Below are 12,216 nucleotides of genomic sequence, written 5' to 3' on the forward strand. Positions count from 1 at the left end.
GGGTCGCCCGGGAGGGCGGCCTACCGGTCTTCCCGCAGCCGAGCGCTCGCCTTCGCCAGCTCGCCCGCGATCGACGATTCGTCGGCCGTCTTGAGCTGTCCCTTCTCCACCACCGTTTTCCCGCCCACGAACAGCCTCCGCAACGGCGGCGGCGCGGCCAGCACCAACGCCGCGACCGGGTCATCGATCCCCGCGTAGTTCAGCCCGCTCAGGTCCCACACCGCCAGATCCGCGAGCTTCCCGACCTCCACCGAGCCCAGGTCACGCTCCCGGCCGAGGCAGCGCGCGCCGCCCATCGTGCCTAGCCACAACGCTTCCCGCGTCGTCAGCGCCGTCGACCCGCCGCGTTGCCGGGCCTGCAGCAACGCCTGGTGCAGCTCCTCCGCCAACCCGCCAGATTCGCTCGAAGCCGCGCCGTCGACGCCCAATCCGACCGGAGCACCCGCGTCGAGCAAGTCCCGCACCGGAGCGATTCCGGTGCCCAGACGGCCGTTCGACGTCGGGCAGTGCGCGGAACCCGTAGCAGTCGCGCCGAATCGGCGGATCGCGTCGGGCGCGAGGTGCACGGTGTGCGCGAGCCAGACGTCCGACGCCAGCCAGCCCAGTTTGTCCGCGTACTCCGCGGGCGTGAGGCCGGTTTCGGCGAGGCATTGCTTTTCCTCATCCTGGGTTTCGGCCAGATGCGTGTGCAGCCGGACGCCCTTGCGGCGAGCCAGTTCGGCCGACTCAGCCATCAGCCGCTCGGTGACGGAGAACGGCGAGCACGGGCCTGCTGCGATCTGCAGGTGCGCGCCCGTCGAGGCGTCGTGGTAGCGGTCGATCGCGGCTTCGGTGCCAAGAAGGGCGGCTTCGGCGGTCTCGACCAGGCTGTCCGGCGGCAGCCCGCCGTCCGATTCGCCGCGGTCCATCGAGCCGCGGACCAGGTGCAGCCGCAGGCCGATCCGCTCCCGCGCGGCGACGAGCGCGGCCACCTGATCGCCGCCGTCGGCCGGGAAGACGTAGTGGTGGTCGGCGACCGTCGTGCAGCCGGTCAGCGCCAGCCGCGCCATTCCGGCGGAGCCCGCGGCGTGCGTGATCTCAGCGTCCAGCTTGGCCCACACCGGGTACAGCGCGACGAGCCATTCGAACAGTGTGTGGTCAGCGGCTAGGCCTCGGGTGGCCCATTGGTACAGATGGTGGTGCGTGTTGACGAGGCCCGGCGTGACGAGGCAGCCAGCGGCGTCTACGCGTTCGTCCGCCGTCCCCGCGAAGGCGCCGTCGCCGACGGCGGCGATGCGGTCGTCCTCGATGAGGACGTGGCCGTTGCGGTGCTCGGGGCCGCTGACTGTGGCGATCGCGGCGTTCTCGACGACTGTCCTCATGCGAACCTCCTCAAGCTCGTGAATGGCGGCGCCGGTTCTAACCGGCGCCGCCACTCATGAGTCACAACGCCTTGGCCGCGCGATCCGCCACCAGCCCCAAGAACCGGCTCGGGTCCTTCAGCTCCCCGCCTTCGGCCAGCAACGCCATCCCGTGCAGCAGCTCCGCCGTCTCGGCCAGCGAGGTGTCCTCCGGGTGCTCGGCGAACGCCTTGCGCAGGCCGGTCACCAGCGCGTGCTCCGGGTTCAGCTCCAGAACCCGCTTCACCGGCGGCAGTTCCTGCCCCATCGCGCGGTACATCTTCTCCAGCGTCGGAGTCAGATCGCCCGCGTCGCCGACGATGCAGGACGGGGACGTCGTCAGCCGCGAGGACAGCCGGACCTCCTTGACGGTGTCGGTCAGCGTCGCCGACATCCACTTCAGCAGGTCCTCGTACTCGGCCTTCTTCTCCTCGGACGTCTCGTCGCCGAGGTCGACCTCGCCCTTCGCGATCGACTGGAACGTCTTGCCGTCGAAGCCGCTCGCCGACTCGGTCCACATCTCGTCGACCGGGTCGGTGAGGATCAGCACCTCGTACCCCTTGGCGCGGAACGCTTCCAGGTGCGGCGAGTTCTCGATGACGGTGCGCGATTCGCCGGTCAGGTAGTAGATGTGCTCCTGGCCGTCCTTCATCCGCGACACGTAGTCGCGCAGCGAGGTCGGCTTGTCCGCGTGGTTGGTCGAGTCGAACGACGAGATCTCGAGGATCTGCTCCCGGTTCTCCGGGTCGTCGATCAGGCCTTCCTTGACCGCGCGGCCGAACTCCTGCCAGAACGTCGCGTACTTCTCGGCCTCCTCGGTCATCATCGTCTTGACCGTCGAGAGGATCTTCTTCTCCAGCCGCCGCCGGATCGCGCGGATCTGCCGGTCCTGCTGCAGGATCTCGCGCGAAACGTTCAGCGACAGATCCGCCGCGTCGACGACCCCCTTCACGAAGCGCAGGTAGTTCGGCATCAGCGCTTCGCAGTCGTCCATGATGAACACGCGCTTGACGTACAGCTGCACGCCGCGCTTCGCGTCCCGCATGAACAGGTCCACCGGCGCGCGCGAGGGCAGGAACAGCAGCGCCTGGTACTCGAAAGTGCCCTCGGCCTGCATCCGGACCGTCTCGAGCGGGTCGGTCCAGTCGTGGCTGATGTGCTTGTAGAACTCGTGGTACTCCTCGTCGGAGACCTCGTCCTTCGAACGCGCCCAGAGCGCCTTCATCGAGTTGACGGTCTCGAGACCGCCAGCGTCGTCTTCTTCCTCGGTCGCAGTGCCTTCCTTGGCCATCTGCACCGGCCAGGTGATGAAGTCGGAGTAGCGCTTGACGATCTCGCGGACCTTCCACGGCGACGTGTAGTCGTAGAGGTGATCCTCGTCGTCGACCGGCTTGAGGTGCAGCGTCACCGAGGTGCCCTGCGGGGCGTCGGAGAGGGATTCGATCGTGTAGGTGCCCTCGCCGCTGGACTTCCAGCGGACGCCCTCGTCGGAGCCCGCGCGCCGGGTCTCCAGGGTGACCTTGTCGGCCACCATGAAGCTGGAGTAGAAGCCGACGCCGAACTGCCCGATCAGGTCCTGGCCCGCGGATTCCTTCGACTCCTTCAGCTTGCGCAGGAAGTCGGCGGTGCCGGATTTCGCGATGGTGCCGATCAGGTTGACTACGTCGTCGCGGCTCATCCCGATGCCGTTGTCGCGCACGGTGAGGGTGCGCGCCTCGGAGTCGAGAAGGATCTCGATGTGCAGGTTCTCGGTCTCGGCCCGCAGATCCTTGTCGCGATACGTCTCCAGGCGCAGCTTGTCCAGCGCGTCGGAGGCGTTGGAGACCAGCTCGCGCAGGAAGATGTCCTTGTTCGAGTAGATCGAGTGGATCATCAGCTGCAGCAGCTGGCGCGCCTCGGACTGGAACTCCAGCGTCTCGACCGTCCCGGTTTCCTCAGCCATGGCTTTAGTGTTTCCTTTCCCGCCCTCAAAAGACCGGGTTGAAGTCTACCGAGCGCGTACGACAAAACGTGCGGAGACCGCGAAGTCCGATTGCCGCCAGCGGCGCCCTCCCCGCCTGGCCAGGCTGGCGACCGTGACTGATCCCGCTGCCGTGCTCAACGGCATGTACCGAGCCGAAGCCGAGTATTTCGTCGCCGGCGGCCCCGGTTCGGCTTCTTTTGCCCCGCTGGCCCCGTATTTCGCCGAGGATGTCGTACTTCACCAGGCTGACGGACTGCCGTTCGGCGGCGACTGGCACGGCCACGCCGGGCTGGAGAAGTTCTTCCTCGAGATGAGCCGGATCTGGGAGTCGTTCGAGATCGGCGAACAGGAGTTCCTCGCCCTCGGCGCGACGTCGGTGGTGCGCACCCAGGTCCGTGCCCGGACGCGCACGACCGGGCGGGAGCTGGAGTTCCCGATCCTGCAGGCGCTCCGGATCGAGGACGGGCGGATCGCCGAGGTGCACCCGTTCTACTGGGACACCGCGGCGATCGCGAGTGCCTGCGCCGAGTAGCGCGGGCACTCGCGATCGTTCAGGCCTGCCGCCGCGCGTACGCGTCCAGCCGCGCCGGTTCGAACGGCAACTCCGCTTCCGCCAACGCCCCGCAGTTGTAACCGCCGAGCAGATACCGGGCCAGCGCCTCTGCCGTCGCGGGCTCGTCCAGCACTCCCCCGGCCGTCTTCGACGCGTAGTCCTGCAACCGCTTTGCCGCCGCCGGGGCGCCCTCGCGGTAGAAGGCGTACGTCGCCGCGTACCGGGTCGGCAGCTGGTGCGGGTGCAGGTCCCAGCCCTGGTAGAAGCCGTTCTCCAACGACCGCCGGACCAGCCGCAGATGCTCCGCCCACGCGCCCGGCAGGTCGTCGCCCACCGGGAGCCGGTTGGTCGAACCGTCGGACAGCCGCACGCCCGTTCCGGCAGCCGCTACCTGCATCAACTGCTTCGCGAAGTCGGCCGCGGGGTGCGCCATGCTCTGGTACGCCGCGCTGATGCCGAGACCGGTGCTGTAGTCGTAGGTCCCGTAATGCAGCCCGGAGCACCGGCCGTCGGCAGCCTGGATGATCTGCGCCACCGAGACCGTGCCGTCCGTCGAAAGGATCGACTGCGCGGTCTCGATCTGCACCTCGAACCGCAGCGCGCGGTCCGCGAGTCCGTACGCGGTTTCCAGTCGCCCCAACACTTCCGCGGCGACTTCGACCTGCTCGACCGCGGTGACCTTCGGCAGCGTCACCACGAATCCGTCCGGCAGCGATCCTTCGGACAGCAAGCCGGACAGGAACAGATCGAGCGTCCGGATGCCCCGCCGTCGCGTCGCGGCTTCGAAGCTCTTGAACCGGATTCCGACGAACGGAGTACCGCCGGTGGTCGCGAGCGTGCGCCCGGCGGCCTCCGCGGCCGCGTCCTCCGCTTCGTCGCCGGGATGGCCGTAGCCGTCCTCGAAGTCGATGCGGAGGTCCTCGATCGGCTCGGTGAGGAGCTTCTCGCGGACGCGCTCGGCCACCTCCGGGTCGAGGTTCAGCAGGTCGCCGTGTTCGACGAAGACCCGCATCGCCTGCTTGCCCCAATCGGCGACCAGGCGCGTGCGGTACTGCGACGCCGGCACGTACACCGTGTGCACCGGACGACGGCCCGGAGACTCGCCGGGATACCGCGCCGCCACGCGCGCGTCGGCCTCGGCCAACCGCGCGTCGGCGGCGGTGTAGACGTCCTCGGCGAGCCGTCCGCCGCCCATTACTGGATGTGCTCGTACGCCGGCAGGGTCAGGAAGTCCGGGAACTCGTCGGCCAGCGCGACCTGCTCGAACAGCTCGACCGCGGGCTTCAGCAGGTCGTCGGAGACCTCGGCCGCCAGCTCGCCCCGGACGTCGGCCACGACCCCGCGCACCAGCTCCGCGGTGACCGTCTCGCCGTTGTCCAGCTTCGTGCCGTTCTTGACCCACTGCCACACCTGCGACCGCGAAATCTCGGCCGTGGCGGCGTCTTCCATCAGGTTGTGGATCGCCGCCGCGCCGTTGCCGCCCAGCCACGAGGCCAGGTAGCGGATGCCGACGTCGACCGCCGCGCGCAGACCCGCCGCGGTGGCGCTGCCCGGCGTCGAGGCGACGTCCAGCAGCTGGTCGGCGGTCACGCTCACCTCGTCGCGGGTGCGCTCGAGCTGGTTCGGCCGGTCGCCGAGGACCTTGTCGAACTCTTCCTTGCAGAGTGCGACCATGCCCGGGTGCGCGACCCACGAACCGTCGAAGCCGTCCCCGGCCTCCCGCGACTTGTCGGCGTGCACCTTGTCGAAGGCGCCCTTGTTGGCTTCCGGGTCCTTGCTCGGGATGAACGCGGCCATGCCGCCGATCGCGAACGCGCCGCGCTTGTGGCAGGTGCGCACCAGCAGTTCGGTGTAGGCGCGCATGAACGGCGCGGTCATGGTGACCGAGTTGCGGTCCGGCAGCACGAACTTCTCGCCCGCGTCGCGGAAGTACTTGATGACGCTGAACAGGTAGTCCCAGCGCCCGGCGTTGAGGCCCGAGGCGTGCTCGCGCAGTTCGTAGAGGATCTCTTCCATCTCGAACGCGGCCGGGATGGTCTCGATCAGCACGGTCGCGCGGACGGTGCCGTGCGGGATGCCGAGCGCCTTCTCCGCGTGGGTGAACACGTCGTTCCACAGCCGCGCTTCGAGGTGGCTTTCCATCTTCGGCAGGTAGAAGTACGGGCCCTTGCCGCGGTTGAGCAGCTCCTGCGCGTTGTGGAAGAAGTACAGACCGAAGTCGACCAGCGCGCCGACGCCCTTGCGGCCGCCGAAGGTCAGGTTGCGCTCGTCGAGGTGCCAGCCGCGCGGGCGGACCACGATGGTGGCGTGCTCGACGTCCGGCTTCAGCTCGTAGTGCTTGCCGTTCTGGTCGAGCGTGATCGTGCCGCGGATCGCGTCGGACAGGTTGACCTGGCCGCCCGCGACGTTCGCCCAGTGCGGCGTGTTGGCGTCCTCGAAGTCGGCGAGCCACACCTTGGCGCCGGAGTTGAGGGCGTTGATGGTCATCTTGCGATCGGTCGGACCGGTGATCTCCACGCGGCGGTCGCGCAGCGCGGCCGGAGCGCCGGCGACCTGCCAGTCGCTTTCGCGGATCTCCTTGGTCTCAGCCAGGAAATCGAGGCGGCCGGTGGTGCGGGCCTCCTCGCGCCGCTTGCCCCGCGCGACGAGGAGTTCGTCGCGCCGCGCGGCGTACTCGTCGTGCAAGCCCGCTACGAAAGCGAGGGCTTCCGGCGTCAGAATCTCGTCCCCACGCTCGACGGACCCGCCGAGAACCTGGACCTCAGACATGCGCAACACCCCGAGTAGTGCTTTGGATAACGTCCCTACGGTTTTTACCTGACGGACTATAGTTTCTGCATAGCGGAACATCAATCGGGTCTGTGAGGAGGACCACTGGTGGCGGCTGAGAAGAGCGGACGAGACGGCGGCGTCCAGTCCCTGCAGCGTGCGTTCGAGCTGCTGGAGCACCTGGCGGACACGGGCGGCGAGGCCAGTCTGTCGGAGCTGGCGACCCTGTCCGGGCTGCCGATGCCGACGATCCACCGGCTGATCCGCACGCTGGTGTCGCTGGGCTACGTCCGGCAGAACACCAACCGGCACTACGCGCTCGGCGCCCGGCTGATCCGGCTGGGCGAGAACGCGAGCATGCAGTTCGGCGCGTGGGCGCGGCCGCTGCTGGTGGAGCTGGTCGAGGAGGTCGGCGAGACGGCGAACCTGGCGGTGCTGGAACGCGACGAGGTGGTGTATGTCGCACAGGTGCCGTCAAAGCACTCGATGCGCATGTTCACCGAGGTCGGCCGGCGTTTGCTGCCGCACGGCACCGGGGTGGGCAAGGCGATGCTGGCGGAACTGCCCGCCGACGAGGTCGCGTCGCTGCTGGAACGCACCGGCATGCCCGCGTACACCGAGCACACCTTCACGGATGCGGACGCGCTGGCGGTGGAGCTGAAGAAGATCGCCGGACAGGGTTACGCGCTGGACGAGGCGGAACAGGAACTCGGGGTGCGCTGCATCGCCGTCGCGATCCCCGGCGCGCCGGTTCCCGCGGCGGTGTCGGTCTCCGGCCCGTCGGGACGCCTGACGGCGGACGCGGTGAGCCACATCGCGCCGGTGGTGCAAAAGATCGCGGACCGGCTTTCGCAGCAGCTGCCGGCTACTTGAGTTCGCCCTTGAGGAGGTCCAGCAACAGTCCGTCGTGCCAGGTCCCGTCGGGTCCCTTCTCGTAATCGCGAAGGATCCCGACGCGCCGGAAGCCGAGCTTCTCGTACACGTGAATCGCGCGGACGTTGGCCGCCGCCGGGTCGATAGTGAGCCGGTGGTGGCCCTGGTCGAACAGGCGCTGGGCCAGGATCCGGATCGCCTCCGCACCGAGCCCGAGTCCGTAGTGGTCGGGGTGCACGGCGAGGTCGATTCCGGCGTGCCGGTAGCGGTGATCGAGCTCTTCCCAGCTCTGGATCACGCCGACGGTCTGGCCCTCGTACTCGATGGCGTAGGCGTGCTGGTCGCCCTCTTTCGAGAGCAGGCCGTCGGTCTCCTCGCCGGGTTCGCCCCACCACTGCGCCACTTCCGGCGCGGAGAGGATCTCGTGGACCCTGGTTCGGTCTGCTTCGCCGAGCAGGCGGAGGGTGACGCGGGGGTCATCGCTGGCGGTCAATTCATCGGCCTCTGATCAAGGGCGGCTTGGTCTCGCAACGGCGGTGCGCGTTCGGTCACTGCATCGGCTTGTCGTCGACCTTCACTTCGTAAGTGGCATTGGACCCGTTGACCTTGGAGAGAGTCACGGTGAGACCGTATTTCACGCCGCCACCGGTCAGGAAACAGCGGGCCGTCTGCCCGTTCTCCGCCTTGATCGGCCCAGGGCAGGTGACCGAATCCGGCCGCCGCCCGTTGTTCGACTGCTCGAGGACAGTGGAGATGTTCTTCTCGAGGTCAGCTTTGGAGATGTCGTTGCCGACCGACACCGAGAAGCTGCAAGCGGTGAGGGCCAGCCCGCAGAAAGCGAGCAATACAGGACGAACCGAACGATGCACAGCAGATCTCCTACCTGGTCCAGACGGATGGGGGAATGCGGTCGAGCAGATCGCAGCGCTCATCGAGCGCGGCCAGCAGCTTCTTCGGGTCCCGATGGTCGTTCAGCCACTCCCTGAAGAGCAGCCGGCCGTTGATCAGCGTGAAGCCCTGAAAAGCGGGCGAACCGGTCTTCAAGTACGCGGTGACGGCCGGTCCGAGCACAGCCTGAGCGAATTCCGGACTGCTGGACCGCACTTCGAACGCGTCGTCGAACTCCGGATCGCCGACCGTGATGTCGCCTTGGCCGATCCCGGCGTTGATCCGGCTCTGCAGCTTGGCGACCCGGGTGATCTCCAGCACCGGACTCGTGCCCGGAGCGCACACCCACACCACCGGCCGATCGGACGGCTCGCCCTGGATCGCGGAGAGGTTGAGCCGCGCAGCGACGAACGGGCGGCCCCGGTGCACTCCGGTCACTACGTGGCGCGCCCGATTGGCCCAATAGCGATGGGTGATCGGAGCCATCGGCTGGAGGACGCGTTCTCCCCAGTTCCGCACGACGAACCGATCGCCCTCGTTGTACTGCGCGCAATACGCGTCGTTGCGCTCCTCGTAGGTCCATCCGCGCCGTGCGCATTCCTCCTGCAGGAGCGCCACCAGCTTCTTGTCGCCGCGGTTCAGCCACACGAAGAACCAGATCATCGCGCCGGCGAACAACGCGGTGCCGCCGAGCACGATGAAGAGGATCCACGCCAGGCTCATCGGCGCGGCTCGTCCCCGTCGTCGAAGAGGGCGACTTCCTCGTATTCCTCTTCAGCCCACTTCTCAGCGGCCGGGCGCGCACTGGCGGCCGGTGCCTCGTGCGGCACAACGGCAGACGGCCGCTGCGCACCGAAGAGCTGCTCGTCGGAGTCAAGCACCCGGTCGAGCACCTCGGTGCTGCCCAAATTCCTCCGCACGACCTCGGCCTGCAACCGGGCCGCTTTCGCCTGCGCCTCCGCGATCGCGCGCATGACACTGGCCGAAAGCGCCTCGGGTGCCGCCTCCCGCACGCGTTCGCCGAACGTAATGGAATTGATTCCGCCGCCGGCGCCGGCCACGACCGTGACCACACCGTCCGGCGACATCGCCGTTCCCTGAGCCTCCTGCAGCTCTTCCGCCATCATGCGATAGGTCTCGGCGTTGCGCTCATTGTGCTTGGCGGCGGTGTCGATCGCTTCGATCCGCGCCAGCAATTGCCGGGCCGTTTCGTTCATGAGGAAGCCTTTTCCGGTTGAATCGTCTCGAGGAATTTCTGGAAATCGCCGATCACCCGCTGGAACTGCTCTTCGAGAAGAGCCGACAGCACGACGTGCAGAACCGCTTCCCGGCGCAGGTCCCGCTGATCGCGAATCAGCAGAAAAACCTGGTACTGCACCAAGTCGACAGTCCTGCCGCCCAAGGGGACGACGAGCTTCACGGCTTGGGCCAGCCCGGGGTTCGCCGCCGTGCCGGTCTCGTCCCGCCGTCCCAGTTTGACGCCTTGCGCGCCGGCGGCGCGCAGGTTGTCGACCGCCTCGTCCCCGATCGCGATCAAATCGATTGATTGGCGGATCTCCCCGCTGATCGAGATATTCGGAGTGAACCCCTGGCGCGCCTCCGACGGGCACAGCGCCACAAACGCCGATTCCGGTGTGCCCACGTCGTCCGGCGGCACTGAACGCCAGCCCTCCGGCAATGAAAACTGGATAGGAACAGGGATGGTAGCTGCCACTTGCGCTCTCTCCGGATCTAGGTCGGGGTCAGAAGCCGAGGGTGCGCCCGACCGCATTTACGCTGTCCGCGATGTCGTGGCTCGCACCGGACACCGCGTTGCCGACGGAATCCGCGACAGTGCCCACGGCATTCGAGACATCGTGGACGGTACTCGCGACCTCCTTCGGGTCGATCGCGATATTGAACGACAGCTCGCCGCCGATGCCGACGGAGAGGCCGGCCGAGGCGCCGACGTGGAACTTGCCGTCGTCTCCCATGCCGAACTGGGCACTGGCGTCCGCGCTGAAGCCAGCCCGAAGACCGCCGTGCACACCAGCTTTGACACCGCCGACCTCGGCACCGGCGTCCGCCCCGACGTGCGCGCCGATTCCGGCACCGATCTGGGCCTTTCCACCGGTCCAGCCGAGCGAGCCCGAAGCCGAGGCGTGCGCGTCTATCGCGCCGTCGGCCGAGCCGCTCACGCTGACGTGCTTGGGCCCGTGCAATTCTCCCGCGGCGCTGCCCTTGGCCAGATACGCCTCCGCGGATGCGTCGCCGCTCATGCCGAGGCTGTTCATGCTGCCGTGCGCGGAAGCGTCCGCGCCGAGCACCGCTCCGCCCATCTTCCCGCTGCCGCCGAACAGATCCGAACCGAACGAGCCGTTCGTCTTGCCTTCGGCGACAGACGCGCTGGCCGACGCGGCGGAAGTCTCGTCGTGCGTATCGATGCCGAGGAGCTTGAGGACGCCGTCGACCTTGTCCGTCAGCATCCCGTCGGACTGGTTCCCGCGCTCCCACTCGGATTTCTTGCCCTTGTCCGCGGATTCCTTGCCGAGTTCCTTCGAGTAAGTGCCGTCGTCCTCCGGGCTGAATCCGAGCAATTCCGCGATTCCCGCACCGACTTCCTCGAGTCGGTTGCGCGCGCCTCCCAGCACCTCCTGGGCTTGAGCGGTGCCGCTCTGACCGGGGTCCGCGAACGGGTACATCTCCTGCCCGAGCGATGCGGCCTGCTGCGCCTGGACGTTGTAATCCGCGGCCGCGGCCCGAGATGCTGCCTGCGACTGCGTGAAAAGTTCGATTGCCCGCTGCGCCTCAGACTGCGCCCAGGTCAGAGTATCCCCGTAATCGGCAAGCGCATCGGCGCCTTTGCCGAGAATGCCGATCGTGTCGATCCACTTCTGCGGCTCTTTCCCGAAGACCTCGCGGAAGGCATCGGAGGCGTCGCCGGTCCACTCTTGCGGACTGATCGCGGCAAGCCCCTCCGAGATAGCCGACATCTTCTCGATGTTCTGGACCAGCTTGCGCAAATCGCCGGAGAGCAGCAGCGGCTCGCCGGGGATCAACGTTTTGGGATCGAGGCTCTGCCCCAGTTCCGCGGCCATCAGTACACCGGCCCTTCACCGTCGCCGCGAGTGGTCCCGCCGGTCGAACCGGGGAACAACTGCCGGGACCGTTCGGGACTCATGACGGTCAGCGGCCCGTCGTCGTCGATCGACCCGCTGATGCGGCCAGTCGCCCCGCCGGTCCAGCCGCCGCCGGGAACGTCGTGCAGCCCGCCCTCCGGCTTGCCGAGACGTCCTTCGAGCTGGTCGGGGGTGAGTCCGCCGGTCCAGCCGCCGCCAGGAACCCCGTCGAGCTTGCTGCCGATTTTCGCTTCGCCCGGCCCGCCGATCCCAGTTCCGGGCAGCGGATCGATCCCGCTCCCGGCCCGGCCGCCGCTGCCGTCGCCGAACAGATCCCCGAGGCCGGTGCCGAACGTGCCGACTGCGCCGGTCGCGCTGTCGTCGGACTGCAGGTACTTTCCCGCCGCCGTCCGCAGGTTGTCGCCGTGCCCCTGGGATTGCTCGGCGAGCCGCGCCACCTCGGCCTCGATCGATTCGAGGAACCCGGCCCACCCGGCCTGCAGCTGTGGATGCCCGTAGTCACCGCTCGGACCTTGCCAAGGCATGCCCGACGAACCGCCGACGAGATCCCCGATCGTATTCGCGGTCCGGAACAACTCTTCCGGGACCGCGCCAAAACCGCCCGACATGCCCACCCCTCGTTGCTGTGACTGCGCCGCTACACACCGTCGCAGACAAGGGGGGACGAGCTCA

Annotated in this window: 13 protein-coding genes; 2 read left to right on the plus strand and 11 right to left on the minus strand. The window is 68.0% G+C overall.

The window, feature by feature from the left end; genetic code table 11:
• Positions 1-20: 20 nt before the first annotated feature.
• Complete coding sequence (locus tag ABZX37_RS08240) at positions 21-1,361, minus strand: 8-oxoguanine deaminase (protein WP_354737250.1); 1,341 nt, start codon at positions 1,359-1,361, stop codon at positions 21-23.
• A gap of 61 nt (positions 1,362-1,422) precedes the next feature.
• Entirely contained in the window at positions 1,423-3,321 is a 1,899-nt protein-coding gene (htpG, locus tag ABZX37_RS08245) for a molecular chaperone HtpG (RefSeq protein WP_354737252.1), read from the minus strand.
• A 133-nt stretch (positions 3,322-3,454) separates the two neighbouring features.
• On the opposite strand from htpG, the gene ABZX37_RS08250 reads away from it, so the two are divergent.
• Positions 3,455-3,874 (plus strand): nuclear transport factor 2 family protein, encoded by a 420-nt coding sequence (locus ABZX37_RS08250; RefSeq protein WP_354737254.1) that lies wholly within the window; start codon positions 3,455-3,457, stop codon positions 3,872-3,874.
• Between the two features lie 19 nt (positions 3,875-3,893).
• Here ABZX37_RS08250 and ABZX37_RS08255 read toward each other — a convergent pair whose 3' ends face one another.
• Both ABZX37_RS08255 and aceB read right to left on the minus strand, forming a co-directional pair.
• The gene (locus tag ABZX37_RS08255; RefSeq protein ID WP_354737256.1) at positions 3,894-5,090 is read right to left on the minus strand and encodes an aldolase; all 1,197 of its coding nucleotides are present in this window, start codon (positions 5,088-5,090) and stop codon (positions 3,894-3,896) included.
• Positions 5,090-6,664, minus strand: coding sequence for a malate synthase A (gene aceB, locus ABZX37_RS08260; protein ID WP_354737258.1), 1,575 nt, complete (start codon positions 6,662-6,664; stop codon positions 5,090-5,092). Before aceB ends, ABZX37_RS08255 begins: the two co-directional genes overlap by 1 nt.
• A 108-nt stretch (positions 6,665-6,772) precedes the next feature.
• Between aceB and ABZX37_RS08265 the strand changes: the two genes are divergently transcribed.
• Positions 6,773-7,537: an IclR family transcriptional regulator gene (locus ABZX37_RS08265; protein WP_354737260.1), complete on the plus strand. Its 765-nt coding sequence runs from the start codon at positions 6,773-6,775 to the stop codon at positions 7,535-7,537.
• On the opposite strand, the gene ABZX37_RS08270 is transcribed toward ABZX37_RS08265, so the two are convergent.
• The 7 genes from ABZX37_RS08270 to ABZX37_RS08300 are packed head-to-tail and all read right to left on the minus strand — an operon-like array spanning position 7,530 to position 12,152.
• Positions 7,530-8,030, minus strand: coding sequence for a GNAT family protein (locus tag ABZX37_RS08270; protein ID WP_354737262.1), 501 nt, complete (start codon positions 8,028-8,030; stop codon positions 7,530-7,532). The two genes, ABZX37_RS08265 and ABZX37_RS08270, sit on opposite strands and share 8 nt — an antisense overlap.
• Positions 8,031-8,085: 55 nt before the next feature.
• Positions 8,086-8,406: a DUF4333 domain-containing protein gene (locus ABZX37_RS08275; protein WP_354737264.1), complete on the minus strand. Its 321-nt coding sequence runs from the start codon at positions 8,404-8,406 to the stop codon at positions 8,086-8,088.
• Positions 8,407-8,416: 10 nt separating this feature from the next.
• Entirely contained in the window at positions 8,417-9,148 is a 732-nt protein-coding gene (locus ABZX37_RS08280) for a hypothetical protein (RefSeq protein ID WP_354737266.1), read from the minus strand.
• Positions 9,145-9,642, minus strand: a complete 498-nt coding sequence (locus tag ABZX37_RS08285; protein ID WP_354737268.1) for a YbaB/EbfC family nucleoid-associated protein — start codon at positions 9,640-9,642, stop codon at positions 9,145-9,147. Before ABZX37_RS08285 ends, ABZX37_RS08280 begins: the two co-directional genes overlap by 4 nt.
• Positions 9,639-10,139: a hypothetical protein gene (locus tag ABZX37_RS08290; RefSeq protein WP_354737270.1), complete on the minus strand. Its 501-nt coding sequence runs from the start codon at positions 10,137-10,139 to the stop codon at positions 9,639-9,641. Before ABZX37_RS08290 ends, ABZX37_RS08285 begins: the two co-directional genes overlap by 4 nt.
• Before the next feature lie 28 nt (positions 10,140-10,167).
• A complete protein-coding gene (locus ABZX37_RS08295) occupies positions 10,168-11,502 on the minus strand; it encodes a putative T7SS-secreted protein (RefSeq protein WP_354737272.1) in 1,335 nt (444 codons plus the stop codon).
• A complete protein-coding gene (locus ABZX37_RS08300; RefSeq protein ID WP_354737274.1) occupies positions 11,502-12,152 on the minus strand; it encodes a hypothetical protein in 651 nt (216 codons plus the stop codon). Before ABZX37_RS08300 ends, ABZX37_RS08295 begins: the two co-directional genes overlap by 1 nt.
• Positions 12,153-12,216 lie beyond the last annotated feature (64 nt).

The organism is Amycolatopsis sp. NPDC004079, assembly GCF_040610415.1.
Classification (GTDB): domain Bacteria; phylum Actinomycetota; class Actinomycetes; order Mycobacteriales; family Pseudonocardiaceae; genus Amycolatopsis; species Amycolatopsis halotolerans.